General features: G+C 61.6%; 23 protein-coding genes and 1 tRNA gene. 9 read left to right on the top strand and 15 right to left on the bottom strand.

Going from position 1 to position 25,205, the window contains the following annotated elements; translation table 11 throughout:
* Positions 1 to 7: 7 nt before the first annotated feature.
* Genes H597_RS0104405 through H597_RS0104390 form a run of 4 tightly spaced genes read right to left on the bottom strand, consistent with a single transcriptional unit; the run spans position 8 to position 3,074 of the window.
* Positions 8 to 373: a hypothetical protein gene (locus H597_RS0104405; protein WP_028101062.1), complete on the bottom strand. Its 366-nt coding sequence runs from the start codon at positions 371 to 373 to the stop codon at positions 8 to 10.
* Entirely contained in the window at positions 363 to 770 is a 408-nt protein-coding gene (locus H597_RS0104400) for a hypothetical protein (RefSeq protein WP_028101061.1), read from the bottom strand. The genes H597_RS0104405 and H597_RS0104400 overlap by 11 nt, the downstream gene beginning before the upstream one ends.
* Positions 770 to 1,888 (bottom strand): YbdK family carboxylate-amine ligase, encoded by a 1,119-nt coding sequence (locus H597_RS0104395; RefSeq protein WP_028101060.1) that lies wholly within the window; start codon positions 1,886 to 1,888, stop codon positions 770 to 772. The genes H597_RS0104400 and H597_RS0104395 overlap by 1 nt, the downstream gene beginning before the upstream one ends.
* Position 1,889: 1 nt before the next feature.
* Entirely contained in the window at positions 1,890 to 3,074 is a 1,185-nt protein-coding gene (locus H597_RS0104390) for a cation:proton antiporter (protein WP_028101059.1), read from the bottom strand.
* 74 nt (positions 3,075 to 3,148) lie between these two features.
* On the opposite strand from H597_RS0104390, the gene fghA reads away from it, so the two are divergent.
* The gene (fghA, locus tag H597_RS0104385; protein ID WP_028101058.1) at positions 3,149 to 4,000 is read left to right on the top strand and encodes an S-formylglutathione hydrolase; all 852 of its coding nucleotides are present in this window, start codon (positions 3,149 to 3,151) and stop codon (positions 3,998 to 4,000) included.
* On the opposite strand, the gene H597_RS0104380 is transcribed toward fghA, so the two are convergent.
* Positions 3,990 to 4,943 carry a chemotaxis protein gene (locus tag H597_RS0104380; RefSeq protein WP_028101057.1) on the bottom strand — a complete coding sequence of 318 codons (954 nt, stop codon included), beginning with the start codon at positions 4,941 to 4,943 and terminating at the stop codon, positions 3,990 to 3,992. The genes fghA and H597_RS0104380 overlap by 11 nt on opposite strands.
* A 142-nt stretch (positions 4,944 to 5,085) precedes the next feature.
* Positions 5,086 to 5,161, bottom strand: a tRNA-Gly gene (locus H597_RS0104375).
* Between the two features lie 77 nt (positions 5,162 to 5,238).
* Between H597_RS0104375 and H597_RS0104370 the strand changes: the two genes are divergently transcribed.
* From H597_RS0104370 to H597_RS0104355, 4 genes are all read left to right on the top strand, one after another.
* Complete coding sequence (locus tag H597_RS0104370) at positions 5,239 to 6,885, top strand: Na+/H+ antiporter (RefSeq protein ID WP_028101056.1); 1,647 nt, start codon at positions 5,239 to 5,241, stop codon at positions 6,883 to 6,885.
* On the top strand, positions 6,882 to 7,928 hold the full coding sequence (locus H597_RS0104365) for a sensor histidine kinase (RefSeq protein WP_028101055.1): 1,047 nt from the start codon (positions 6,882 to 6,884) through the stop codon (positions 7,926 to 7,928). Before H597_RS0104370 ends, H597_RS0104365 begins: the two co-directional genes overlap by 4 nt.
* Entirely contained in the window at positions 7,916 to 8,641 is a 726-nt protein-coding gene (locus tag H597_RS0104360) for a LytR/AlgR family response regulator transcription factor (RefSeq protein ID WP_028101054.1), read from the top strand. Before H597_RS0104365 ends, H597_RS0104360 begins: the two co-directional genes overlap by 13 nt.
* Before the next feature lie 168 nt (positions 8,642 to 8,809).
* Positions 8,810 to 9,832 (top strand): metallophosphoesterase family protein, encoded by a 1,023-nt coding sequence (locus tag H597_RS0104355; protein WP_028101053.1) that lies wholly within the window; start codon positions 8,810 to 8,812, stop codon positions 9,830 to 9,832.
* Here the strand turns inward: H597_RS0104355 and H597_RS0104350 are convergent.
* A complete protein-coding gene (locus H597_RS0104350; RefSeq protein WP_154667952.1) occupies positions 9,829 to 11,361 on the bottom strand; it encodes an RNA polymerase sigma factor in 1,533 nt (510 codons plus the stop codon). The two genes, H597_RS0104355 and H597_RS0104350, sit on opposite strands and share 4 nt — an antisense overlap.
* Before the next feature lie 177 nt (positions 11,362 to 11,538).
* Between H597_RS0104350 and H597_RS0104345 the strand changes: the two genes are divergently transcribed.
* Positions 11,539 to 12,708, top strand: coding sequence for an acyltransferase family protein (locus H597_RS0104345; protein ID WP_035373208.1), 1,170 nt, complete (start codon positions 11,539 to 11,541; stop codon positions 12,706 to 12,708).
* On the opposite strand, the gene H597_RS0104340 is transcribed toward H597_RS0104345, so the two are convergent.
* Complete coding sequence (locus H597_RS0104340) at positions 12,688 to 13,617, bottom strand: sensor domain-containing diguanylate cyclase (RefSeq protein WP_051293529.1); 930 nt, start codon at positions 13,615 to 13,617, stop codon at positions 12,688 to 12,690. The two genes, H597_RS0104345 and H597_RS0104340, sit on opposite strands and share 21 nt — an antisense overlap.
* A 72-nt stretch (positions 13,618 to 13,689) precedes the next feature.
* The gene (locus H597_RS0104335) at positions 13,690 to 16,074 is read right to left on the bottom strand and encodes a penicillin acylase family protein (protein WP_028101049.1); all 2,385 of its coding nucleotides are present in this window, start codon (positions 16,072 to 16,074) and stop codon (positions 13,690 to 13,692) included.
* Positions 16,075 to 16,166: 92 nt separating this feature from the next.
* Here H597_RS0104335 and H597_RS29700 point away from each other — a divergent pair, with 92 nt between their 5' ends.
* Positions 16,167 to 16,661 carry a GAF domain-containing protein gene (locus H597_RS29700; RefSeq protein ID WP_051293528.1) on the top strand — a complete coding sequence of 165 codons (495 nt, stop codon included), beginning with the start codon at positions 16,167 to 16,169 and terminating at the stop codon, positions 16,659 to 16,661.
* The gene (locus H597_RS0104325) at positions 16,654 to 17,037 is read left to right on the top strand and encodes a response regulator (protein ID WP_028101048.1); all 384 of its coding nucleotides are present in this window, start codon (positions 16,654 to 16,656) and stop codon (positions 17,035 to 17,037) included. Before H597_RS29700 ends, H597_RS0104325 begins: the two co-directional genes overlap by 8 nt.
* A gap of 20 nt (positions 17,038 to 17,057) precedes the next feature.
* On the opposite strand, the gene H597_RS0104320 is transcribed toward H597_RS0104325, so the two are convergent.
* Positions 17,058 to 17,705, bottom strand: coding sequence for a hypothetical protein (locus H597_RS0104320; protein ID WP_154667950.1), 648 nt, complete (start codon positions 17,703 to 17,705; stop codon positions 17,058 to 17,060).
* A 115-nt stretch (positions 17,706 to 17,820) separates the two neighbouring features.
* Between H597_RS0104320 and H597_RS35810 the strand changes: the two genes are divergently transcribed.
* Complete coding sequence (locus tag H597_RS35810) at positions 17,821 to 18,147, top strand: DUF5710 domain-containing protein (protein ID WP_229632085.1); 327 nt, start codon at positions 17,821 to 17,823, stop codon at positions 18,145 to 18,147.
* Positions 18,148 to 18,729: 582 nt separating this feature from the next.
* Here the strand turns inward: H597_RS35810 and H597_RS0104315 are convergent.
* From H597_RS0104315 to H597_RS0104295, 5 genes are all read right to left on the bottom strand, one after another.
* On the bottom strand, positions 18,730 to 19,371 hold the full coding sequence (locus H597_RS0104315) for a hypothetical protein (RefSeq protein ID WP_154667948.1): 642 nt from the start codon (positions 19,369 to 19,371) through the stop codon (positions 18,730 to 18,732).
* 283 nt (positions 19,372 to 19,654) lie between these two features.
* Entirely contained in the window at positions 19,655 to 20,074 is a 420-nt protein-coding gene (locus H597_RS0104310; protein ID WP_028101045.1) for a hypothetical protein, read from the bottom strand.
* Between the two features lie 300 nt (positions 20,075 to 20,374).
* On the bottom strand, positions 20,375 to 23,638 hold the full coding sequence (locus tag H597_RS29695) for an EAL domain-containing protein (protein WP_051293527.1): 3,264 nt from the start codon (positions 23,636 to 23,638) through the stop codon (positions 20,375 to 20,377).
* Between the two features lie 19 nt (positions 23,639 to 23,657).
* Positions 23,658 to 24,536: a pyridoxamine 5'-phosphate oxidase family protein gene (locus H597_RS0104300; RefSeq protein WP_051293526.1), complete on the bottom strand. Its 879-nt coding sequence runs from the start codon at positions 24,534 to 24,536 to the stop codon at positions 23,658 to 23,660.
* A complete protein-coding gene (locus H597_RS0104295; RefSeq protein WP_028101043.1) occupies positions 24,533 to 25,144 on the bottom strand; it encodes a glutathione S-transferase family protein in 612 nt (203 codons plus the stop codon). Before H597_RS0104295 ends, H597_RS0104300 begins: the two co-directional genes overlap by 4 nt.
* Positions 25,145 to 25,205 lie beyond the last annotated feature (61 nt).

Below are 25,205 nucleotides of genomic sequence, written 5' to 3'. Positions count from 1 at the left end.
CGATTCCTCATCGTTTCGCCTTCTTTTTCGTTGGCTTAGAGAATGCCTCCCGTTCAGCAAAGCTCAAATAATCCAGGCTGGCGCTCCCACCGCGATATTCGCTCACGCTGTAGTAATCCCCTGGATACAGCGCTATCCGCATGCCGTCGTCACCGGATAATCGAAGCGTCTTGTGTTCGCCGCTGGGTGCCACTTCCACGACGACCTCAAACTCAATGCCGTGTTCCCAAATCGGAGACGGCACCACCTTCGCCTCCTGCAAGATGGCGCTATATCTTTTTTGTGGTGGAGAGTGAGGCGGCGCTAGTGGTGCGGAGTGAGCTACGACCGCAATCAGGCACAGAAAGCCAGCGACCAACTGCTTACTTTTCATCGCTTGCCTCTTTCACCTTCCGAATGAATTCATCCTCGTTCGCACGATGTAGGGGCGACGTTCTGCCGCAATAGGCATCCACGTTTCCATTTTCATCCTCAAAAATGGAGTATGTTCTCCCTACTAACAGCGGAGTGCTGCACATATTCCTAGGCGTTGTCACGACACGTTCACTTGTCGGCATTTCCCCCTTCGCGATGCGATGTACCAGGATGGTCGACTCGGTATGCGGCGATTCGCTTCCCTTGATGAGGCGCACACGCATGACTGTGCCGACATAGACGTACTTCGACTCTGCCACCTCTTCCGCCAATGTTGGCGCGGCACACGTGCATGCCGCGGCGTTACCTGCGAGTTCGGCCGCCATCAAGCTAGCGACAATGAAAACTGCCTTCATTAACTTCCTCTGAAACGAGCAATCGCAGCATCGACGACGCCCTCCACACTGCCCGATGCATCAAACTCCGCGCGCAGGTAGTGGGCATCGCTGCCCATGTGCGTCACCTGCATCAGGTGGTTCAGTGCCGCACTGCCGCCGAGACCTTCCGCGTGCAGGTCCATGCGGCGCAGCGTGGTGAGGATATCTTCGCGCAGGGACAGGCTTTCGTATGTCTTTGGGTGCACTACCGTGCCATCCAATCCGAAACGGCAGGCCTGGAAGCGGTTGTAATTGTAAACCAGGTAGTCGTCTTCGGCCGGCGGATCCTCCTTGCGCTCCAGCAGGTAGGAACATAAGGCCTGCAGATAGCAGGCCAGGGCAGCGGCCCGTTCCACCGTCAGCGGCGTGTCGCACACGCGCAGCTCGATGGTGCCATATTCGGGCTTGGGGCGGATGTCCCAATAGAAGTCCTTCATCGACTTGATCACGCCCGTATGCTCCATCTTGGAGAAGAAGCTGTGCTCGAATTCATCCCATTTCAGGATGAACGGCGCGCGGCCGCTCATGGGGAAGGCGAACACGCTGTTCAGGCGCGCCGAATTGAACAGGGTATCGTTACCCTGAACATAAGGCGACGAAGCCGACAGGGCGATGAAGTGCGGCACATAGCGGCTCAGGGAATGCAGCAGGTAGAGCGCATCGTCGCCGCTGCTGCAGCCGATGTGCACGTGCTGGCCGAAGATGGTGAACTGCTTGGCCAGATAGCCGTACAGCGCCGACACTTCCTTGAAGCGAGGCTTTGAAAAGATCTTGCGCTCCGACCAGCGCTGGAATGGGTGCGTGCCACCGCCGCAGATGCCGATGTTCAGCGTATCGGCTGCGCGCACCAGCGTGTCGCGCGTTTCGCGCAGCTGGGCCAGCAGCTCGCCGTGCCTCGTGTGCACGTCGCTGTTGATCTCGATCATGCTTTCAGTGATCTCCGGCGTGACATGGCCGGGGAACGGCTTGCGCGCCAGCAGGTGCAGCAAGTCCGGGCTCGACGCGGTCAGGTCGAAGTCCGACAGGCTGACCAGCTGCAGCTCCAGCTCCACACCCATGGTCAATGGCTGCGACGATTTGAATTCTTCCAACGGCATATCAGCCCTCCTCTTTCGCCGTTTCGCGCGCATAAATCAGCGCGCGCTGCGTGATGACAGGTCCCAGCACTTCCATGAACAGCGTCATGGCGGCCAGTGCGGCCAATTCATCAACCAGCACAATACCCATATAGCGCGTCTGTTCCAGCAGCAGGATGGCGAACACCGACATCGGCGACAACGCCAGACCGATCAAGGCTCCCTTGCGCCACGAGATGCCCGCAACATGCGAGAACACCGCCACCGCAATGATCTTGGTGGCAAAGCGCACCACCACCAGCAGCAGGCCGAGCGAAGCGCCGAACACCACGCGCTGCCAGTCCAGGGTGGACACGGCAAACACGAACAGCAGCACCGTCAACAACTCGCCCATGGCGCCGAAATTGCGCTGGGTACGGGTGAACGTGACGCGGCGATGGCGCGCCATCAGGCCGAACGTCAGCGTGGCGAGCACCGGCGACAAATCGGCTGCCTGCGTGATCGACACCAGCAGCACCACCACCATGGCAAAGGCCACACTGCCATCGCGCGCCAGCGTTCCCAGGCTGCGTAGCAACGCCGGCACCAGCATGCCCGCCACCGCACCCAGCACGGCCGAAGCGAGCAACTCGATCAGGCTGTGGGACACCGCTTGCGTCAGGCTGCCGGACGTCTGGAATACCCAGAAGCCGACCACCACTTTGAACACGAACAGCGCCAGCACGCAGTTCATCGCCACCAGGTGCAGCAAGCGCTCCGTGACCTGGCCCGAGCTGCGTTCCTCATTGATCACGCGCAGCACGCCGGCAGGCGATGTGGACATGGCCAATGAAGCGAGCAGCAAAGCCGTCAACGGCGGCATGCCTTGCCAGTGCGCGATCAAATACACGGCGCCGAAAGTCAGCGCGGATTCCGCGAGGCCGCTGACCGCAATCCAGGGATTGACGCGCAGCCAGCGCAGGTTGATGCGGTAACCAAATTCAAACAGGATGAGGCCGAAAGCGATATTGGCGAGCAGCGTTACCTGGCTGCTGCCATCCGGCACGAGAAGATCGGGCACAGCCTGCGCTAGCAGGAAGCCCACTACGCCGTACACACTGATGCGCGGCAGATTGGTCCAACGATGAACGAACTCACCTGCGAGCCATGCAAGCAGCATGGCGCAAGGCCACGCGAGTTCGTCAGAGATGACTAACATATCGGTCATAGACTTACCTCCGACCCTCACTATATTGCATTGATGAAAAACGTGTCGCACTCAACTCCGCTACAATGCCATGCATGGACATGATCAGCGAACACGTTTGCCATGGTGGAGTGCAACGCTTCTACCGCCATGAGTCGGAAGCGATTGGCTTGCCAATGCGCTTTTCCATCTTCATTCCGCCGCAAGCTGCGGCCGGACCAGTGCCCGCATTGTTCTACCTCGCGGGCCTGACCTGCACGGAGGAGACCTTTGCCATCAAGGCCGGCGCGCAGCAGCACGCGGCGCAGGAAGGCATCATCCTCATCGCGCCCGACACCAGCCCGCGCGGCACCGGCATTGAAGGCGAAGCGGCGAGCTGGGACTTCGGCGAAGGCGCGAGCTTCTACCTCGATGCCACGCAAGCGCCGTGGTCGCAGCACTACCGCATGGAGAGCTATATCCACGAACTGCGCAAGCTGGCGATCGATGAATTGCCGGTCGATGCACACCGCGTCGGCATCTTCGGCCATTCGATGGGCGGACATGGCGCGCTGACGCTGGCCTTGCGCCGGCCGGACCTGTTCCGCAGCGTCTCGGCCTTCGCGCCGATTGCGTCGCCGGCGCGCTGCCCATGGGGTCAGAAAGCTTTCGCGGGATATCTGGGAGCGGACAAGCAGACCTGGCTGCGGCACGATGCCAGCGCGCTGATGTCCATGCAGGACGAAGCGCCCTTCCCCAATGGCATCCTGATCGACCAGGGCCTGGCCGACAAGTTCCTGGAGGAGCAGTTATATCCGGGAGTGTTCGAGGACGCTTGCCGCGCCGCCGGCCAGCCTTTGGAGCTGCGCCGGCATGCGGGCTACGATCATGGCTACTACTTTATTTCGAGCTTCATTGCCGACCATGTGAAGTTGCACAGCCGGCAGTTGAAGGCAATTACTTCATAAGGACTTTGCGGATGGTTTCCGCCAGTTCTTCCGCGACGAACTTGGCCACGTAAGCGTCGGCGCCGACGCCTTTCACGTGGTCTTCGTTGGTCTTGCCCGACAGCGAAGAGTGGATCACCACCGGGATCTTGGAGAAGCGGGCATCCTGCTTCACCAGGCGGGTCAGCGTAAAGCCATCCATCTCCGGCATTTCCAGGTCGGTCAGCACCAGGGCCACGCGGTCCTCCACCGGAATGCCTTCGGCCTTGCAGCCTTCGGCAATGTGGTTCAGCTTATCCCACGCCTCCTTACCGGTCTTCATCATCACGAATGGCGCGTGCATGGCCTCCAGGCCGCGTTCGATCAGGTTGCGCGCCACCACGGAATCGTCCGCGGCCAGGATGAAGGTGCCGGCTTTCAGCGGCAGGCGCCCGACCGCGGTCTCATCGATTTCCTTGCCATCGCTTGGGCTCAGGTTGCGCAGGATGGTTTCCACGTCCAGCACCTGCGCCAGGCGGGTGTTCTGCACGTCGCCGTCGACGCGGGCGATGGAGGTCACCATGCCGCCGCCGTGGCTGCCTTCCGCGCTCAGCACCTGGCTCCAGTCGAGGCGCACGATTTCATCCACAGATTCCACCGCAAAGGCCTGGGTGGTGCGGGCAAATTCCGTGACCAGCATGATATTCAGGCCGGTCTTCGGCTTGACGCCGACGATGCCCGGCAGGTCCATGACAGGAATGATCTGGCCACGCAGGTTGACCACGCCCAGCATATGCGGCTCCGAGCCGGCGACGGCGGTCACGGTCGGCATCGCAACAATCTCGCGGATCTTGAAGACGTTGATGCCGTACAGCTCGGAATTTCCGCTGGTGTCGTCGACGCCCAGGCGGAATAGCAGCAGCTCGAATTTGTTGGAGTTTGTGAGATTACTGCGCTCGTCAACTTCTTGTTGAACCGAATTCATCGATCGCTCCAGTCTGCTTTGAGAAGCATTCCCTTTGATATGGAATGTTTGGGCAGTATACCGGCCTTTTTTTCAGTGCCGCGAACGATGAGGGGCAGAAACAACAAAAAAAGGACGCACATTGGCGTCCTTTTAAGAATTCTGGAGCGGGAAAAGAGTCTCGAACTCTCGACCTCAACCTTGGCAAGGTTGCGCTCTACCAACTGAGCTATTCCCGCAGAGGAGGCGCTATTATGACAGCCACTGTTAGAAGTGACAAGTTCTTTTTCGAATGGCATCCCCCTATAATGCGCGCATGGATTCTATTGAGATAGTTTTAGCAATGCTGCTGGCCGTGATCGCCAGCGCGTACCTGAAGCGGATGCTGAGCGCCAGCATTCCCCTCCCCCTGGTGCAGATCGGGCTTGGCGCCGGCATTGCCGCGTGGTCCGGCCACGGCATCCAGCTCGACCCGGAATTGTTCTTCCTGCTGTTCATCCCGCCACTGCTGTTCCTGGATGGCTGGCGCATCCCGAACACGGGCCTGTTCCGCGACCGCGTGGTAATCCTGGAACTGGCCCTGGGCCTGGTAATCTTTACCGTGCTGGGCGCCGGCTACCTGATTCACTGGCTGATTCCCGCCATGCCGCTGCCGGTGGCGTTCGCGCTGGCGGCCATTCTTTCGCCGACCGACCCGATTGCCGTCGGCTCGATCGCTTCGCGCGCGCCGATTCCCAAGCGGCTGATGCATATCCTGGAAGGCGAAGCCCTGCTGAACGACGCCAGCGGCCTGGTGTGCTTCCGCTTTGCCGTGGCGGCGGCGTTGACCGGCACCTTTTCGCTGACTGAGGCGTCGCTGACCTTTGTCTGGCTGGCCGCCGCCGGCATCGCCGCCGGCGTTGCGATCACGGCCGCCATCGCCTGGCTGCAAGGGCCCTTGACCAGGCGCTATGGCGAACCTTCCGGCTCGCCCATCCTGGTCAGCCTGCTGATTCCCTTCGGCGCCTACTTGGTGGCGGAACGCATGCATGCCTCGGGCATCCTGGCCGCCGTGGCGGCAGGTATCACCATGAGCTATGTGGAACTGAGCGGCCAGTCGCTGGCGGCGACCCGCATCCAGCGCACCGCCGTGTGGGACACGGTGCAATTCGCGCTGAATGGCATCATGTTCGTGCTGCTCGGCGAGCAGTTGCCCGATATCCTGCGCGGCGCCAGCGAATCGCTGGAACAGAGCGGCCATATCAATGCATGGTGGCTGGTGCTGTATGCCTTCGCCATCAGCTTCGGCCTGATTGCCCTGCGTTTCGTCTGGGTTTGGGCCACCCTGCGGGTGACGCTTTACCGCCGCAGCCGCCGCAGCAGCGCCGCCCAGGGCGGCAGGCCGCACTGGCGCCTGCTGCTGGCAACGGCGCTGGCCGGCGCGCGCGGCGCCATTACCCTGGCCGGTGTGTTGACCTTGCCGCTGGCCCTACCGAATGGCGAGCCATTCCCGGCGCGCGACCTGACCATCCTGCTGGCCAGCTCGGTCATCCTTATTTCCCTGCTGGCGGCCAGCATCGGGCTGCCGCGCCTGCTGGGCGGCATGAAATTCCTGGAGGAGCCGGCCGAGCGCCAACAGGAAGACATGGCGCGCCGCCAGGCCGCTTCGGCCGCGATTGCAGCCATCGAGCGCGCTGAACTGGCACTGGCCGACAACCATCACCCGGACGTGCTGCCGCAGGCCGCGGCGCGCGTGATCGCACTGTATGAGTACCGGCTGAACGTGGCCTGGTCATCGGAAGACCAGAGCAAGGAACATTTCCGCAAACTTGACCGCGCCGAGCGCGAACTGCGCCTGGCGGCCATGGAAGCGGAGCGCCAGGCCATCTTCGAACTGGCGCGCCACCACCACATTTCCGACGAAACGGCGCGCAAGCTGGTGCGCGAGATCGACCTCGTCGAAGCACGTCACCAGAAAAAATGAACAAGCGCGCCACGCTGTCGCTCCTGGCCGCATGGCTGCTGTTCTGGGCCATGATGGTGGCCACCGCGGTGCAGGACTTCCTGCGCCACGACGATCATGGGCCTTTATGGCAGCCCATCCTGTGGGAGTCGTCGTCCATGGCGGTGGCGACGCTGCTGCTGGCCATGCAGCGCCTGGGTTCGCGCCGCCACGATGGGCTGATCGCCACGCCGGCCCGCTGGTTCCTGCAGCAAGCGCAATGGCTGCCGGTCTGGTGGATCCTGTTCACGCCGCTGGCCTTCGGCATCCGGCATGCGGTCTATGCCGCGCTCGGGCTGGAATACCGGCATGAGCCTTGGGGCGAAACCCTCCTGTACGAAAACATCAAGATCTCCATCTTCGTGGTGATCTTCACGCTGATCATTTTCGGCGTACTGTCCTTCCGCGCGGCGGAGCAGGCCAATGCACAGTTGCGCACGGCGCAGCTGCATCAATTGACGCAGCAGATGCAGCCGCACTTCCTGTTCAATGCCCTGAACACGATTTCTTCCCTCATGCATTCGGATGTGGAGCGGGCGGACGCAACCCTGGTTCAACTGGCCGACGTACTGCGTGCCACGCTGGACGTCAGCGGGCAGCAGCAGGCGCCGCTGTCCACCGAGCTTCGCTTATTGCGCGGCTATGCAAGGCTGATGGAGGAGCGGTTTGTGGACCGCGTGCAGATCGACTGGGACATCGACGCCTCATGCGGCGAATGCCTGGTCCCGGTGATGAGCATGCAGCCCTTGCTCGAGAACGTGTTCAAACACACTGTCGAAAGGCGGCGAGGGGTAACCAGGATCGCCATCAGTGCGCGGCGCGATGGCGACAAGCTGCTCCTCGCCGTGGCCGACGACGCGGGCCGCCTCACGCCGGACGCTGCCGACAAGCCAGCGAGCGGAATCGGCGTGCGCAATTTGCGCGAGCGGCTGCAAGCGCTGCACGGCGACGCCGCCAGTCTGGCGTTGTCGCAAACAGAACCGGCCGGTGTACGGGCTGAAATGAGGCTGCCATGCGTATCCTGATCGTGGACGACGAGCGCCCTGCGCGCGACAAACTGCGCCGCATGCTGCTGCAGGAATCCGGCGTAAGCGCCATTGAGGAAGCGCGCGACGGCGTGGAAGCGCTGGAGAAAGTCGCCAGCTTTATGCCGGACGCCGTCTTCCTCGACGTGCAGATGCCGGAGGTAAGCGGCCTCGAGGTCGCAGCCTCCCTGCCCCAGCCCGCGCCCCTGGTCGTGTTCGCCACCGCCTTCGACGAATACGCAGTGCCAGCCTTCGACGCCAATGCGATCGACTACCTGCTGAAACCCTTTGACGCAACGCGCCTGCAGCGCGCCTTGCAGCGCCTGCGCGAGCGGCTGGCGGCACGCTCCGTACAGGCTGACCGCCCGGCTGTTGTTCCTGGACTGCCACTGCAGCAACTACTAATCAGCGAACGGGGCGGAACCCGTGTGGTACCAGTCGCCGAGATCCAATGGCTCGAGACCGCCGATAACTACGTCATGCTGCACACAGCACAAGGCGCGCCCTTGCTGCGGCAAACCCTGACCGACCTGCTGGAGAGCCTGGGTGGAGAGTTCGTGCGCTGCCACCGGCGTGCCGCCGTCCGCCTGTCCCTGGTCGACAAGATCGATCACGACGGCCAATTGCTGCTTCGTGGTGGCGCCATCGTCCCGCTTGGCCGCAATTTCAAGACCGCCATTCTCGAAGCCCTCGCGCATCGCCAGTCCCGATAGCTGCGATCACCGCTCGCACCGGCTTACCCTGCCTTTGTGAAGCTCAGGCTTGACGCAACGGCCAGGACTGTCCGTCGATGTTGAAGCCGCACGGCTTCCATTATCGCCAAAAGCTTTGAACTTTCTCCTTGCCCGTCTGTCCAAAGCGGACTAACCCGGGAGGTCACCATGCAAAAACAAAAACTGCTTGCCACATTCGTGCATATTTCCGATTTGCATATCGGAAGTATCGATCCCGATACGGGCGACGCGAACATCAGCCCAGGCGTGCAATTTGGACTGGATAATTTCCCCGTGTTCGACGGATTGCTCGGCCACCGCGGCCTGGCGTTGCAGCACCTGGCCAAATTCGTGGACGACTTGCGCGATCGCGACGAGAAGTTCCATATTTTAGTCTCGGGCGATGTGAGCCGTTTTGGCGATTGGCAGGAGCTCGCGCTGGCCCAGCGCTTTCTTGAACGGCAGATCGACCTCGATCCCGCATCGGGCGATACGGTCGGACTCTGCGCGGCAGGCAGGCTCCTCACGATCCCTGGCAATCACGACCACTGGGCGGGCAACGCGGGCCCGGTCGGCGCAACGCCATCCAGCTACTACAGCCGCTTCATCGAAGAGCTCCCGCACATGACCTGCTTTCCACTGGGGTCCCACGGCCGCACGCTCAGGCTGATTGAAATCGACTCCGACGCGGACGTCTTGCCGAACTCGATCCAGCGGATCTATGCAAGGGGAAATTTTTCCTCGCAGCTGAAAAAACTGGATACGCAACTCGAACCCCGCCCCGAACGCGAAGTGCGCACGCTACTCATCCACCATTCCCGCACCTGGCCAGGCTTCGAGCTCGGCATGGCCGGCAAGGCCAAACAGGACCTGGACGCCTTCATCCAGCGGCAGGACGTATCCGTCATTTTGTGCGGCCACACCCATCTTTCCAGCGCGCGACGCCATTATTCCGGCGTGCACGAATGCTGGGAGTTCGGGGCCGGCACCACGACCCAATTGGATACGGTACCCTTCAAATGGCGCCTGAAATTGCGCGACCCCGGCCGTATCAAGCCGAATCCGAATTCCTTGTTCGTGCATAGGATCTTCGACGTCGATGGCCGGCTTGAATGGATGGCGACAAGTTACATCCGGTCGAGGCAAGGCTTCAATCCCCTTTCCCCACCACGCCAGTTCGCCTTGCATTAGGGAAGATCGCAATCGCTGGCGCACCACCTTCGAACGAGCTGTTCGGATTGCAGGAAGCCCGGTTGCCGGGCGCTCGCCGGCAATTTAGTGAACCGGCCAGGCGCCACATGGCGATACCCGTCTATCAGGAGCGGCGACCACTGCAACATACACGACAAGCTGCGTGCCAGCGGCGCCGCCATCCCTGGCTGCAGGTCCAGCGTCCCCGCGAGCTGGCGATGCAGCGCAAGGGTTCCAACGCTTGCAGTCTTTCGGCCGTCCTGCAGGATAATCCCCTCGTCCTTGCTGCGCAGCGGCGCGGACTCGCTGCCGGCCCGGCGCAGGGAGCGGTCAAACAGCAGCTCCATCAGATGCAGTGCCTCGAACAGCATGGCGGGTGTCAAGCCATAGCGCAGCAGGCGCTCTTCCGCCAGGCCGCATCCCTGCACCAGACGTTGCTGGCGTAAATACTCAATAAAGGCCGGGTCCGGCGTACCCACCTCCTGCAAGGGCTGCTCCCACGCGGTCGCCCCGTCCAGTTTATCGAGCAAGGCCGCCCATGCCTCGGCAATGGCAATGTCCTCATTGGCAAGGATTTCGGCAATAGCACGCTGATCGTCGCTCGCCCCAGGCTTCAGCGCATCGGGCCCGGCCAGCGCCGCATACACGCTCGCCAGCCATTCCGGGTGCTGGTCCAAGGCCTGGCTGATGGCATCATCCAACACGATATCCTGCTGCTCCAGCGTAGCCCGAACTTGGGGTGCATGCGCGCGCAGGCAGTCCAATGCCGAACTATTGTCGAATGCGGTCAGCGCATTCTTGAGTATCTCGAGATTCATCATGATGATCTTCCCCTGGCGAACCGGCTGTTCCGTACCCCGTATGGAGCTCAGCAAAGCTTGCGCAAAGCGCGTCTTGGCCTGGTTCACCTGTTCTGTTGAAATTCCAAACTGGGCAGCGACCGTTCGCGGAGATTGGCCCATCACCCAGATCCGGTAAGCGACATCGGCGTCACCCGACTTCGGCCCGGCCTCCATCATTTGCAACGCGACGCGGCTGACTGAAGCAGCCAGTTGCTCGCGCAATCGATAACGCGTGAGATGGTGTTTTTCCGCAAGTTCACGCTCGCCAGGTGCCTGATCCGACAGGAAATCGGCCAGCAAGGCCTGTTCTGCCGCAGGCATCTGCCCCAGAACGGTGTGCAGTTGCGCGGTTTGCTGTTGCATCTCGACGCTTTCCAGCGGCAACGGGTCTGCCGACGCCAGCTCGATGCATTCCTCAATATCCACTGCACGCGAGCGCAAGCGGTGCAATTTCAATTGCCGGCGACGCCCGAAGCGGTAGAAAGAAGTGGCAAGATAGGGGCCGAATTCGCCCTTGCCGGCATCAAAGCGGCTATTGAGCGGAGCCCATTCCAGGAAAAAGTCATGTATCAGGTCGCGCGCATCGTGCGGCTGGATGACATAACCGTCGCGCGCAAGCTTGCTCAATACGCGCCACAGCACGGGCTCGTAGTCGAGAAAATTCTTCGCCGGCGCCGGAATACCCATCAAAAACTCCCATAGGAACACTCAATACAGCCATATTGCATTCCGCACGCCTGCTGGTTGAAATGGATGCTGGTTTGACGTTCGCCCCGGCCAGTTGCCGTTCGCCACCTATTGCTGGCTTGGCAAGGTCCGTCGCCTTAATCTGGGTGCATGTCCAACCCTGATTGCCAATTTATCATGCAAAACAAACGCCTGTATTTCCTTGACTGGCTGCGCATTGGCGCCTTCTTCCTCCTGGTGCTGTACCACACCGGCATGTACTACGTAAGCTGGGACTGGCATGTGAAAACGCCCCACCCCAGCGAAGCCATCGAACCGTTCATGATGCTCTCATCGCCCTGGCGCATGTCGCTGCTGTTCCTGATCGGCGGCGCGGCGGCCGCCTTCCTGCTCGAGAAACTGGGCGGTAAAGGCTTGGCAAAGGAACGTAGCAAACGCCTGCTCATTCCCCTCATTTTCGGCATGTTCTTCATCGTTCCGCCCCAGTCTTATTTCGAGGTGGTATCGGACGTGGCTTATCAGGGCAGCTACATCGACTTCATGCAACTGTACCTGCGCGCCTATCACGGCTTCTGCGACCACAACGGCTGCCTCGACCTGCCGACCTGGAACCATCTCTGGTTCCTGCCCTACCTCTGGGTCTACACCCTGATCCTGGCCGCCATCGGCAGCCGCCGCATGCAGGCCGCGGGCAACTGGCTGTTGAACCAGCTGCAAGGCTGGAAGCTGTTCGCCCTGCCCGTCGTCTTTCTAGCACTGGGCCGCATTCTGCTGCTGTCGCACTGGCCGCACACGCACAACCTGACGGCGGACTGGCATAACCACGCCATGAGCCTGCCGGCTTTCCTGCTGGGCGCCGCCATGGCGCGCCAAGGCGACTTCTGGCAACGCCTGGAAGACGCCCGCTTCGCCGCACTGGGCTTCTTCCTCGCAAGCTGGGCCGCCATCGTCTGCTACTCCGCGGTCGGCGAGGAATTCGCCAACTGGCTGCCGCTGGCCCGCACCTGCTACGCCCTGTGCCAGTGGAGCGGCATCGCCGCCGCATGCGGTTTCGGTCATCGCCACCTGAATTTCGACAGCGCCAAGCGCCGCTACCTGACCCAGGCCGTGTTCCCGGTCTACATCCTGCACCAGACCCTGATCGTCTGCCTGGCGATGGGCTTGCGCGCCGCCGGCCTGCCGCCGGCCACGGAAGGCGTGCTGATCGTCGTACTGACCCTGGCGATCAGCTTCGGGGTGTTTGAAATAGTACGCCGCGTACCGCTGCTGCAGCCGCTGCTCGGCGTCGGGAAGACGGCGGGCGCGAAGCCCGCCGCGCAGGAAGGATTAGTTCAGCACCTTGCGTGAGCGCTTGGCGCGGTACATCTCGGCATCGGCAATGGCGAGGGCTTCCTCCATGTCGATGCCGGGTTTGCGCATCGCCATGCCGATCGAGGCCCGCACATCGTAGCCGGCCAGCGTTTCCTGCACGCGCAGCAGCATGGCCTGGGCATCGAAATAGTCGCACTCCACCATCAGCATGGCAAACTCGTCGCCCCCCATGCGCGCCACCACATCGGAGCCGCGCGTGACTTCCTTCAAGGCCTTGCTGCAACGGATCAACAACGCGTCGCCGGAAGCGAAGCCCTGGGTATCGTTGTAAAACTTGAGGTCGTCCAGGTCGATCGACACCACGCAGGCCGGATGGCCGTAGCGGCGGCAGCGTTCCTCCTCGCGCAACATGAGCATTTCCCAGCCGCGGCGGTTGTATAGGCCGGTCAGTTCATCGCGTGTACTGTCGACATCCAGCCGTTCCACCTTGCGCACCGCCTCGGTATTGGCCAATTCGGCTTCCAGCAGGCCGCCAAGCAGCTCGCCCATTAGAACGACCATATCCTGGTCTTCCCGGATGCGCTCTGGCTGCGGCTCGGGATCGACGGCGCACAAGGTACCGAACAGGGTGCCGTCGGCCCGCCGCAGCGGCACGCCGACATACGCGCCCGCCGCGATCTTTCCGGTAATCGGGGCCTGGGCATAGGCCGGTTCGCTCGCGATGTCGGGAGCGATGTGCGGACCTTGCCCTTCCACCATGCGCGAACACAATGTTTCGGCCCAATTGAAAACGTCGCCTGCCTTGACGCCATAACCATGGTCGTCGGCAAACAGCACAATCCAGTCTTTCCCGTCGGTGCGGGTGACCATCCAAAGCTTGAAGCCCAGGCGTTGCCGCAAGAACTGCATGGTAGCCTTGGAAGCGGCCGCAAAATCGTTCATCATTGCTTGCCTCATCTATAGCGGACCTGCTCGGAGTCGAAACTCCATTATGCACCCCAAACAAGTGCATGCAAACTATTTAACGAATGTCAGTGTGTGCCTTGCTGGTCCCGGCAAAAAAGGCATTGGCTTGCCCGCCACCCAGTCGGCATGGCCGGCCAGGAAGAATGGCGAGAGCGGGTGGCCGCTTTGGCCGCCCGGCATATTGAACAAGCCTTGCTCCTCGCGCCCCGGCGACACGGCCATGCGTTCGGACTGCCCGTACGCCGGCCCCGCCACACGCGGCATATTGCTATCGCCGGGCAGTTGATCGGGCGGCACGCTCAGCCACTTTCTCAACGCCGGCACAGCACCGGCGATCGGGTGTGCAACGGCGGCCGTGTTGCGCGCGCCCCAGGTGGCCGATGCGAGCGGCTTGCCATCCGGCGCCAGATGCTCGATGGTGCGGTCCAGCGCCGCCACCTGCAGCGCCTTCCAGCTTGCATACCCTTGGGGCAGCCAGGCGCCAGGCTGTTCGTCCAGTAGGCGCCCCAGCACCACCGGCCAGCGGCTCGATGCGGCGCGCATAGTGGCATCCTTGTTCAACTTGGCCAGCTCCATATTGGCGCCGCCATACAGCAATTCATACAGCGACCACATAAATGCGCGGCTGGCGCGGTAAGACACCGAATCCACGCTGGCGTGACCATTCCAGCTGTCCTTCAGCAGACGGGCCAGCTCGGCGCGCCGCGGCTTGCCTTTCACAGCTTCCGCATCGAGTACGGCCAGGGCCCGGTCGCGCCATGTCGAGATGAACAGGGCGCGGTCATCCAGCATGACGTTAAAGACGCCCTGCTCGTCGGTCTTCTCGCCCAGCGCTGCCAGTCCGTCGCGCGCCTGGCTGGTGCGGGCCCCCAGGTCGAACCCGCCGTCGCCGAGTTTGGCCGCGTCGGCGCCAAGCAACTGACGGCTGTTGGCTGTCACCAGCTGGCCGGCCGCCGGGTTGCGTACGGAAGGATAGGATGCCGCCGGCAGCAAGCCTTGCCAGCCGCGCGTACTGCCATTGGCCGACAGCGGATAGCTTGCGTCGACCGGCGCCGCGGGACGCTGCGGCAAGGGGCCGACGATGGTCCAACCGATATTGCCGCTCCTGTCGCCGACCACCAGGTTCTGCGCCGGCATGCCGATCTTCGGCGCCAGCGCCAGCGCTTCGGCCACGTTGCCCGCCTCCTCCATATGCCGCAGCGTCATGTTGACGGCGCCGGGTTCATGCGCCACCCAGTGCACCGCATATTCACGCCCGCCGGACTGCAGGATCGGGCCCAGCGAAGTCTCGCGCACCTTCAGGCTGACCGGCGCCTGGCCTTTTACCAGGATGGTTTCCGCATGCTCGACCGGTGTCTCCCAACCACCCGGCAGCTTGGCCTGGCCGGGCCGGTCCTTGGCCGCGCCGACCTCCACCAGGTCGATATAGTCGCCATAGCTGTTGGTAAAGCCCCAGGCCACATCGCCATTGCTGCCCGCGACTACGGCCGGCACACCCGGGATGCTGACGCCGACAACGCGGCGCGTGCTGCCATGCGGGCCCGGCACCTGCAACAACAAGCGGTACCAGGTGCTTGGCAGCTTTATCCCCAAGTGCATATCGTCGGACACGATGGCGCCGCCGGCGCGGCTGCGGCTGCCCGCCACCGCACCGTTATTGCTGCCAACGCCGTCGACAAACGCGGCAGCGGCCAGCGTGGCCGGTTCCTTGGCAACACCCTTGCCCCACCAATCAGGCGCACGGGCCGGGATTGGCGCGTCGGGAGCGGGCGGGCTGGCGGCATCCAGTGGCGCATCCCATTGCGTGCTCCCGGGCAGGAGGAAGGCGAGCTGCTCCTGGTTTGCATGTTCTTTCAGCCAGCCGCGCGCCAGCTCGCGGCCAATGCCAGTCACTTGCAGATCAATATACATCGCCCACGCCACCAGGTAGGAATCCTCCAAAGCCCAGGGGCGCGGCGCAACGCCGACCAGGCCATATTCGAAAGGACGGTTGCCGAGCGCGTTCAAACCATCGTTGATGCCCGCCGTATACCGTTCCAGCAGTTGGCGGTCACCGGCAGGCATCGATTGGACGGCCAGCGTCGCGCGGACACGAAAGCGGTGCAGGCGGTTGACGCGATCGGTCTCCAGCGCCTTCTCGCCAAACAGCTCGGAAAGTTCGCCGGACGGCATGCGGCGCAGCAGATCCATCTGAAAAAAGCGGTCCTGGGCATGCACAAAGCCGGTCGCATAAGCCACGTCGTTGCGATCGCTGCCAGATATGGAGGGCACGCCCAGGTCATCCCGGGTGACAGTCACATTCGCTGCCAGCTCCGGCGCATTGCGCTTGCCATCGAGCTGAGCCAGGCTGCCGCGCAGGAAAAACCACAGCGCAAGCACGGTGAGCAGCAACAGCGCCAATACTGCGACCGCAAGACGTTTCAGCCACTTCGTCATCGCCTCCCCCATTTTTATTGTGTTGCGTCAAATCTTGCCAGAAATCCAAAAGAATAGGCGCAAAAATTGAAGCGTGCTACATTTGCCTTACCATGCTCCTTGCCCCTACTCCTTCGAATGAAGCCGAGCGCCTGGCTGCCTTGTATGCCTTGCTGCTGCTCGACACGCCGCCCGAAGAACGCTTCGATAAAATCGTTGAATTCGCGGCCCAGGAATTTGAGGTTCCGATCGCCTTGATCTCCCTGCTCGATACCGACCGGCAGTGGTTCAAAGCTGCAGTCGGTCTGGGAACGACTTGCGAAACGGGACGGGACATCTCCTTCTGCGGCCACGCCATCATGCGTGCGGAAATCATGGTGGTGGAAGACGCCCTGCTGGACCCGCGCTTCGCCGACAACCCGTTGGTGACAGGGGCGCCGTTCATCCGCTTCTATGCCGGTGCGCCGCTGATCCTGTCCAATGGCTACGCGCTGGGCACCTTGTGCATCATCGACACGCGTCCACGCAAACTCGATGAAATGGAGCTGGCCATCCTATCCACCTTGCGTAGCCTGGTGATCCAGGAACTGGAGACCAGCCGTGGCTGAGCTCAAGCAAATGCTGCTGGTGGAACCGGAAAGCGTCCTGCGCCGCACGGTGGCGCTCACCGCGCGTTCAATGGGTCTGGCCGAAGTGCAGGAAGCCGCCAGCACGTCGCTGGCCCGCCAGATGCTGGGCCAACGCGCCTTTCACGGCGCTTTGATTTCTATCGATGCAGGCGATGCCTTCGACCTGTCGCTGCTGGACCTGGTGCGCCAGGGCCAAAGCGCAAGCCGCCCGCGCATTCCGCTGGCCGTGCTGGCATCGCGCTGCGACGAGACTCTGCTGACAGCGTTGCGCGAACGAGGCATCAACCGCATCGTGCTGAAGCCCTTCCGCGCCCGCGCGCTGCTGGACGCGTTCTCGGCGCTATCGTCCGGCTAGGCTGTCGTCGGCTGGTCTGATCATGCTTTTTGCATTGCGGTCTTTGCCGGCTGCGGCGGGGCCGCCTGCTTTCCCATGAGCGGGTACATGGTGTTGTCGGCTTCAAAGATCTCAAATGGCGCGTCAGTGGTGCCTGTCGCCAGGCCGAGGGCATCGCTCTCAGTCCAGCTACCAGGGAAAAATGTGCTCCATTTGTACTTTGCCCGATTGAGATCGTCGGTCCAATACGCGGCCCATGGATTGTTATGGTCGGGAGCCCTGCTGAGCCAAATGCCGTTTGGATGCGCCTTTTTCATCGAACTGATCAAGTGCCCGCCTTGGAGTTCGCCATTCACTTCCTCGCCCGCAAGATGAGGCAACTTCTTGAGATATTTTGCCTGGCGTTTGGCCTTGGCTTCCGCCACGGCCTTCTGTCCAGACTCTAACTTTGCCTGTTCCTTTAGCGCTTTCGCAGCAGCATTTTTCGCTGCAAGCTTCTCTTTTGCCGACATTTCAGAGCGCTGGATCACCCCAGTCCGCGAAGCCAGTACAGTCGTCAGAGTGCCTGCCGGTGTCGACAAGGATTTCAACTGCATTGGCCTGCCCGTCGCTGGCTGGGGAATTTGCGGAAGCGTATTTTTCGCCACAAAGGCCGGCGGCGGAGTCGGACGTGCGGAGGCCACTTTCATACGATTCCCCGTGAAACGTGAACTTCGGTAGAATGCCAGCTGATCCGATACTAGAGCATTTCGTTTGCTGTGTCAGCGAGTGCCAGATTTTACGCAAATATTCGACTGTTCAAGCATGTATCCAACTGTGCCCTTTGATCCCCCTTACGTGAAACGAATCAGCAGCGAGGCTGGCGATCGTTGGGTGAGCGTATCGAACGATGGTACTGAAGTCCCATGTGACGCCGCCCCCTCCTGGACCACGGAAACGTTTGCCAAGGAGGTGCAGGCTTCTGCTCCGCCAGCTGCGAAGGTATCGAAAGGAACGATTTTAAACGTACCGTACGCCGAAAAAGACGAGGCGAAACGCCTTGGTGCGCGATGGGATGCGGCAAGGAAGAAATGGTACGTCCCTCCAGGCGTCAGCATGGAGCCTTTCAGCCGCTGGACCAGTGGTAGCTAAATAGACGACTGCTCCGCCACTTTTGACAACGGTGCCATAGCCACGAGCTTTTGCGGTGGATCGACTGACGGCGGCGGAGGCGGACAAGCAAATGGGCGTGCGCATTTGTGCGCTCCGTGCTAAAGGGAATGTTACGTGTTCAGTGGACTGAAGGCAACGCGCGGCCGTAAGCGCCATAGGCGCGCACGCCGTGACGCTGACCGCTTGATGCGCCCTCAAGGCGCACACTATGGCTTGGCAGCCGCGCAGGGGCGCGAGACATAACGCCTATTCCGTAAACCCGAAGGGCACGTAGGCGAAGCCGGAGCGATCGACCCAAGTAGCGAAGCGCAGCGTAGCGAAGGGGGCGATTTTGCAGAATGCCGCGTTATGTGACAATTGGCCGCGCAGCGGCCAATTTCCCCCGGAGGGGCTGTGCCTTTGCTGTAGTTCACTGACTGATGGCGGAGCGCGGCGCCAAGCGCCGCAAGGCGCGCGCTACGTAGCCCGCGAACGAACCAAGCGTGGCCTTTGCCTTCCGCGCAGCGACTGACCAGCTTGTCCTTCATTGCGTCCTATCAACTACAGCACGGCTGCATTGGCTCAATGTTTCCTCGCCTTTGGAGCCGCCTTTTGAATAGCATCATCAATTCGGCGTTCACTCTTCTCGAAGAAGTCTGCTCCAAATCGCTTCTTAACAGCTATCTCCATAATTCGGTTGAAGCCTTTACGATACGCCTCAAACTCCGGCATACTCACATCGCCAGTGATCCGCCACTCAACGCCAAAACGTCGATACTCCTTGTCACGAATATCGGCTCGCCACTGAATAGGTGGATTTCCCGGTGCAAGAATAACCATATCACCCAACCTCAGATATGCCTTCGCATCACTCTCGCCCGTTCCTTCATCGTACTTCGAGTCGGCTTCAGAGATCGACCAATCAAATGGCATCTGCTGCGCCTGTCCATCTAGCGCAAGCATCGTGCCAAACACAAGGAAAACCAATGCAAAACAGACCTTCATCAAGTTCTCCTTGCGATGAATTCGTTCTCGTGGAGTCAATAAACTAGCAACCACTGAATCCACCTTTTTTACAGTTATCAAAGCCCTGGATGCGCATTGCGAAAGGTCACTGCTACGCCATTGATCGATGCGCTCTTGCCACAATTGCTCGCGCTCTCCGTTTCCATCCTGCTCTTCGAAGTGAAAATCGGAGTATGGCGAAGCGAGACGGCCTTTCATATGTGGTGGCGCTGGACGCATACGACACCGCGGCTTCCGCCTGGATGGTAGCCTAACCACCGAACAGCGCTGCTCCACCAATCCCAACCCCGGCAGCACGTGCGGCGTTTCGCTCGTTACACTGCTGCTGCGTCATGTAGCCTTTGCCAAGCGCCCAGTCGTCGTAACTGGTAGCGTTGCTTGATCGGCCGTCGCCTCCTGACGATGGCACCTTACGTTTGTAATCGGCCCAATGATTGCTGTGGTTTCTCTCCGTCGTTCCATTTGCCGAACCGCGATCCCTCTACCGGGTGGCACAGCTATAGCTGCCGCCGAGAAACGCTATAGAAATCGCGCGCCCCGACGGCTGATCAACCTTTGATGTGTACTCCCCTTTGCAGTACGCCCTGTTAGTTGGAGCGGATTTGGCGCTTTCCGTCCAACCCAGATTCACCAGTATTTCGTCGACGCGCTCCCCCGGCAGATCAATTGGACTGCTGGCAATCCAGTACTGCTTCCCCATGGTTTTTGGATCCGAACAACCACCCTCCAATTTGATCTTTTCACAAAACGTCAGCAATTCGCCATCAACGAACTTCTTTGCTTCAGGAGTAAACCACGTCCATTTTGGCGCAAGCTCAGAAAACGGTGTCACGCCGACCCAAATAATGACGAATGCAATGGTCACCACACCTGAAATCACTTGCTTAAAGTTTATCGGCATGCGCGTTCTTCTATTCGCCATCAGTTCTTTTCATTGTTAGGGTTAAGGTAAAAACTTGAACCCGCCGAAAAATCAATTTCGGGCGATCCCCAGCCAAAGGAAGTGGTAGGTTGATCTATTGCATTTTTTATTGCCATAATATAAATTATGGCACAACTCACATCGACGCTTCAAGCGGCAAATCCGACGGCAGCTCCGCCGAAACGTCGATCGGCAGTAGCGCCAATGAAGATCCAAGAAAATTTCGCCATTTCGCCGGCCATGCGTCGCCGAGCTGCAAGCCATCATCGGGCTTGGCGCCTAGGTGCCAGTCGTGGCCTCGTCACCGCCACGCATCGTGCCGTGATAGCGGAACGCCTCACGGATATTTTCGCGCAGCGCCTGATCGTCCCAGGGCTTGGTGTAGAAGCGGTAGATTTCACCGCGGTTGATGGCGCCCAGCACCGATTCCAGCTCCGCGTAGCCTGACAGGATGATCCGTACCGTCGATGGATACAGCTTGCGCACCCGGCTCAGGAACTCGGTACCGTTCATATCGGGCATGCGCTGATCGCTGACGACCACTTGCACCTCATGCGTGGCCAACATGGAAAACGCTTCCTGCGCATTGTGCGCCTGGAGGATCTCATAGCCGTCGCGGCGCAATAGCCGCACCAGTGACGACAGGACATTCGGTTCATCATCCAACAACAGCAAGGTCCCCTGTTTGCTTTCCGCTGGCCGCAAGGCCGGTTGGCGCGACTGCTCCTGCTTCAGCAAGACGACGAATTCCTCCGGCATGATCGGGTGGCTCAGATGGTAGCCCTGGGCTTCATCGCAATTGTAGCGCCGCAGGTAAGCCAATTGCCCTTCCGTTTCCACGCCCTCGGCAATGACGCGGAAGTCCAGGCTGTGCCCCAGCGAAATCACGGAACGCACAATGGCGGCCACCGTCGGGTCGCCCAGCATGTCGCGCACGAAGGACTGGTCGATCTTCAGGTAGTCGATGGGGAACAGCTTGAGGTAGGCCAGGCTGGAATAGCCTGTGCCGAAATCGTCGATCGACAGGCCGACGCCGATCTTCTTCAAGCGCTGCACGGTGGCCACCGCCTCGTCGGCGTTCTCCATCATCATGCTCTCGGTCAGCTCCAGCTCCAGGTACTGGGCTTCCAGGCCGCTGCTGCGTAATGCTTCCACCACGTCGTCGGCCAAGCCCTTGTCGCGGAACTGGCGCGCCGACACGTTGACCGCTACCCGTAGCGGCGGCAGGCCGGCATCCTGCCAGGCCTTGTTCTGCGCACAGGCGGTCTGGATCACCCAGCGCCCCAGCGCGACGATCTGGCCCGTCTCCTCCGCCACGCCGATGAAACGGCCGGGCGGGATCAAGCCCATGGTCGGATGGCGCCAGCGCAGCAAGGCTTCGACGCCGGATATCTCGCCGGATGCCACCTTCATTTTCGGCTGGTAGACCAGGAACATCTCGCCGCGCGACAGGGCTCCGCGCAATTCGTTCTCGATCGCGGCACGCTCCACGATGCGGGCATGCATGGCTGGTTCGTAGAACTGTACCTGGTTACGTCCGCTTTCCTTGGCGCGGTACATGGCGATATCGGCATAGCGCATCAGCATCTGCGGATCGGTGGCGTCGGCGGGATACAGGCTGACGCCGATGCTGCAATTGACCAGCTGTTCCTTCCCGCCCAACATTACCGGCGCTGAAACGTTGTCCAGGATCTTGCGCAACAGGGCTTGCGAAGGCGTCGCACCGTGGCCGTCCAGCAGTACCAGCACGAATTCGTCGCCGCCCATACGCGCCACGGTGTCCGTGTCGCGCACGCACGCGCGCAGGCGCGACGCCACGGTGCGCAGCAATTCGTCGCCGGCGCCGTGGCCCAGGTTGTCGTTCACCAGCTTGAAGTTGTCCAGGTCGAGGAAGGCCACCCATACAGTATGTCCGTAACGCTGCGCATAGCTGATCGCCTGCGCCAGGCGGTCGCCACACAGGTTGCGGTTGGGCAGTCCGGTCAGCGCGTCGTGGTTGGCCTGGTGTTCGAGCTGGGCCTGGTAGTCCATGGTGGACGTCATGTCGGTCAGCACGCAGACCCGGTGGGTATGCCGCGCTTCGCTGCCGCCGACTGCTGCTACCTGCAATTGCGCCCAGTAAGGCCGCCCATCCCTGCGGTGCCCGCGCAATATGAGCTGCACGTCATTTTGAGCATGCATGGCTTCGTGCAGCGCCGTGCGGGCGGCAGCATCTTCTCCACTTGCCAGCAACTGTTCCAGGCTGCGCCCGGCCAGGCTGGCGGCCGCATGGCCAGTCAGTTCGGCCAGTGCCGGATTCGCATATTCGATCACGTCGCTGCCCTCATGGATGGCAGTGATGGCGATGGCGTTGACGCTCGACTCCAGCGCGCGGTTATGCAGCTGCAGCATCAATTCAACCTGTTTGCGCTCGGACACGTCTTCGATCGTACCGAGCAGGCCGATGGTACGGCCGCCGGGATCGTGCAGCGGCAGTTTGTTGATCAGGAACCAGTGCACGCTGCCGTCGGCGAACAGCAGGTGGTCTTCCCGGTTCAGTTGCGGTACCCCGCTGCGAATGATACTGGCGTCGTCGGCGCGGATGCGCTCCGCATTGTGCGACCAGGGGAAGTCGAAATCGCTTTTCCCCACCACTTCTTCCTGCGACGACAGGCCGGCCGCCTGTAGGAAAACGTCGTTGCAGCCCCGATAGCGCAAATCCAGGTCTTTCCAGAAGATCTGGTGCGGAATATGGTCGACCACCAGTTGCGTCATCTCCTGCGACGCGTGCAAGGCCCGTTCAATGCGCAGCCGCTCCGTCACATCGTGGGCGAAGACGAAGCGGGCTTTGTGACCGGCCATCAGCAGCGGGTGGGACGAAATTTCGACCTGAATGCAGCGGCCATCCTTGCAGCAGTGGGTCCAGGCGCCCGATTGCTGCTCCGCCGATTGCACCGACCGCTGCAGGTCTTCGCGCAAACGCTCCAATTCGTGCTGTGGGCGGATATCCTCGATTGTCATGTCGAGGAACTCTTCTTCGCTGTAGCCATACACCGCCATGGCGGCCCGGTTGACCACCAGGAAGCGCAGCGTTTCCAGGTCATACACCCACATCGGATGCGGGTGGCGGTCGAACAGGCGCTTGAAGCGCAGCCGCGAACCGTAGGAATCGATTTCCGGCACCGGCGTCGCAATGCCACGGAAGCACTCGGGCTGGCCTTCATGCGGCGGATAGTATTCCAGCACCAGCGACACCGGGGCGCCTTCCCCGTCGCCCCCTTGCTCGCTGGCGGCGCGCAAGGCCAGTTCGCCGCGCCAGGAACCGCGCCGTTTGGCTTCGGGAATAGCGTCGTCGCGCAATTCGGCGGCAGCCCAGCTGCGGAACAGGCGGAATGCCGTCTCCCCGGAGCCGAGCTCGTCCGCCAAGCCGCGCGCAAGCGCATTTGCAGCCAGCAGCGTGCCGTCGGCATCCATCATGAAAGCCAGGTAGGGGCTGTGTTCATACACGGCGGTGAATGCGTCCAGCCTGGTCCTGCCCGGCGAAGCGGGAGAAGCCCTGTCCATGCCACCGATGGTAGCAGAACTATTTCGCTTGCAGCGCCCATCTGATTGGCAACGCATCTTCCCGGCATACAATCTCCTGCGGCTGGAATTCCCAGTGTCGTTCGGTCCCCTCCAGAATGACTTTCGCGCTGCCGCTCATCTGTAGCAAACCGCCACTGTCGAAGTCGGGAAACACCAGTCCGGCCTTGCCGTTCAGCAGTATGTTGCCGAGAGTAGAAAAGAAGCGATTACCTTCAAAATCCGGCACCACCAGGGCGCCGCCGCGGTTGATCCGGACGAAGCCGGACGGGCCGCCGCGGTGCGAGACATCCACCCGCATGCCTGCGCCTTCGCCGGAATAGGTCGCAACGAAGAAAGTCCCGCTGCGCCCGATCAGGTCGCGTGCGAGCGCATCGAGTTGCGGCAGACGGCGCGGCGGCAAGCCGGACTCCTCCCCCGGCAGCCGCTCGAAACGGTAATCGCGCACGTGGATGTATTTCGGGCAGTTGCCGAATGACTCGGCCACCGCCAGCTCAAAGCGCCCGTCCTCCAGGGACCGCAGGCGTCCGTTCAAACGGTTGCGGCGCCGCGTGTGCAGCTCGATACCGAGCATGCCCACCGCCGCGCCGTCGCGCAGGCCGTCCTGCGCCGGATCGTCCGCATCGGCCGGCAGCGCGAGCTGCAGGCTGTGCGGGTCCGGCGAATGCATGAATCCTTCTTCCCCGGCACGCAGCGTGGCCCACGGCCGTCCTTCGGCATCGACGCTGCCGAACACGGCGAACGGCAGCTGGGCGAAAAAGTCGCGGTGCTGGTCCGGCATATAGTCGCGGATCACCTTGCGGCCGATTTCGTCCATGCGTTCAACCGCGCCAAGGGTGGACTGGATCGCGATTTCGCCGGCGTGCCAGGGCGTGTTCATGCTGCCAGCCCGACCGGTGATTTGATGAAGGGCAGGAAGCGCGGCAGCGCTTCGACGCGGGCCAGCCACGATGTGACGTTGGCATATGGCGCAAGATCGACATTGCCTTCGGGAGCGCGGGCGATGTAGCTGTAGAGCGCCACGTCAGCGATCGTCGGCCAGGCGGCGGCGATCCAATCCTTGCCAGCCAGGCTGCTGTCGACCAGGCCCAGGATGCGGTGTGCGCGGGCGATGGCATCGGCCGGGTCCAGCGGTTTCTTGAACAGGTTGATGATGCGCGCCGTGGCGGGGCCGCTGGCGATTTCACCGGCGGCGACCGACAGCCAGCGCTGCACGGCGGCGGCGCCCACCGGGTCTTGCGGCAGCCAGCGCGCATCGCCGTAGCGAGCGGCCAGGTACACCAGGATCGCGTTGGAATCGGCGATCACGGTGCCCTCGTCTTCCAGCACAGGAACCTGGCCGAACGGATTCAGTTTGAGGAAAGCCTCGGTCTTCTGCTCGGCCTTGAGCAAGTCGACTTCGACCAGCTCGAAATCGAGCCCCAGCAAGGACAGGAACAGGTGGGCGCGGTGGGCGTGGCCAGAAATCGGGTGGTAGTACAGTTTCATGGGATCTCCCTTCAAGTAATGCTGAAAGTGTGATCCATGCCGGCTGCGATGGGAATAGCCG

The organism is Pseudoduganella violaceinigra DSM 15887, from assembly GCF_000425385.1.
GTDB classification, from domain to species: domain Bacteria; phylum Pseudomonadota; class Gammaproteobacteria; order Burkholderiales; family Burkholderiaceae_D; genus Rugamonas; species Rugamonas violaceinigra.
This window is presented reverse-complemented; position numbering and strand designations above follow the sequence as displayed.

What these genes read in the sequence shown, in the direction of transcription:
- H597_RS0104405 (WP_028101062.1), bottom strand. Translation starts at nt 373, where the DNA reads ATGAAAAGTAAGCAGTTGGTCGCTGGCTTTCTGTGCCTGATTGCGGTC.
- H597_RS0104400 (WP_028101061.1), bottom strand. Translation starts at nt 770, where the DNA reads ATGAAGGCAGTTTTCATTGTCGCTAGCTTGATGGCGGCCGAACTCGCA.
- H597_RS0104395 (WP_028101060.1), bottom strand. Translation starts at nt 1,888, where the DNA reads ATGCCGTTGGAAGAATTCAAATCGTCGCAGCCATTGACCATGGGTGTG.
- H597_RS0104390 (WP_028101059.1), bottom strand. Translation starts at nt 3,074, where the DNA reads ATGACCGATATGTTAGTCATCTCTGACGAACTCGCGTGGCCTTGCGCC.
- fghA (WP_028101058.1), top strand. Translation starts at nt 3,149, where the DNA reads ATGGACATGATCAGCGAACACGTTTGCCATGGTGGAGTGCAACGCTTC.
- H597_RS0104380 (WP_028101057.1), bottom strand. Translation starts at nt 4,943, where the DNA reads ATGAATTCGGTTCAACAAGAAGTTGACGAGCGCAGTAATCTCACAAAC.
- H597_RS0104370 (WP_028101056.1), top strand. Translation starts at nt 5,239, where the DNA reads ATGGATTCTATTGAGATAGTTTTAGCAATGCTGCTGGCCGTGATCGCC.
- H597_RS0104365 (WP_028101055.1), top strand. Translation starts at nt 6,882, where the DNA reads ATGAACAAGCGCGCCACGCTGTCGCTCCTGGCCGCATGGCTGCTGTTC.
- H597_RS0104360 (WP_028101054.1), top strand. Translation starts at nt 7,916, where the DNA reads ATGCGTATCCTGATCGTGGACGACGAGCGCCCTGCGCGCGACAAACTG.
- H597_RS0104355 (WP_028101053.1), top strand. Translation starts at nt 8,810, where the DNA reads ATGCAAAAACAAAAACTGCTTGCCACATTCGTGCATATTTCCGATTTG.
- H597_RS0104350 (WP_154667952.1), bottom strand. Translation starts at nt 11,361, where the DNA reads ATGGGTATTCCGGCGCCGGCGAAGAATTTTCTCGACTACGAGCCCGTG.
- H597_RS0104345 (WP_035373208.1), top strand. Translation starts at nt 11,539, where the DNA reads ATGCAAAACAAACGCCTGTATTTCCTTGACTGGCTGCGCATTGGCGCC.
- H597_RS0104340 (WP_051293529.1), bottom strand. Translation starts at nt 13,617, where the DNA reads ATGATGAACGATTTTGCGGCCGCTTCCAAGGCTACCATGCAGTTCTTG.
- H597_RS0104335 (WP_028101049.1), bottom strand. Translation starts at nt 16,074, where the DNA reads ATGACGAAGTGGCTGAAACGTCTTGCGGTCGCAGTATTGGCGCTGTTG.
- H597_RS29700 (WP_051293528.1), top strand. Translation starts at nt 16,167, where the DNA reads ATGCTCCTTGCCCCTACTCCTTCGAATGAAGCCGAGCGCCTGGCTGCC.
- H597_RS0104320 (WP_154667950.1), bottom strand. Translation starts at nt 17,705, where the DNA reads ATGAAAGTGGCCTCCGCACGTCCGACTCCGCCGCCGGCCTTTGTGGCG.
- H597_RS35810 (WP_229632085.1), top strand. Translation starts at nt 17,821, where the DNA reads ATGTATCCAACTGTGCCCTTTGATCCCCCTTACGTGAAACGAATCAGC.
- H597_RS0104315 (WP_154667948.1), bottom strand. Translation starts at nt 19,371, where the DNA reads ATGAAAGGCCGTCTCGCTTCGCCATACTCCGATTTTCACTTCGAAGAG.
- H597_RS0104310 (WP_028101045.1), bottom strand. Translation starts at nt 20,074, where the DNA reads ATGCCGATAAACTTTAAGCAAGTGATTTCAGGTGTGGTGACCATTGCA.
- H597_RS29695 (WP_051293527.1), bottom strand. Translation starts at nt 23,638, where the DNA reads ATGGACAGGGCTTCTCCCGCTTCGCCGGGCAGGACCAGGCTGGACGCA.
- H597_RS0104300 (WP_051293526.1), bottom strand. Translation starts at nt 24,536, where the DNA reads ATGAACACGCCCTGGCACGCCGGCGAAATCGCGATCCAGTCCACCCTT.
- H597_RS0104295 (WP_028101043.1), bottom strand. Translation starts at nt 25,144, where the DNA reads ATGAAACTGTACTACCACCCGATTTCTGGCCACGCCCACCGCGCCCAC.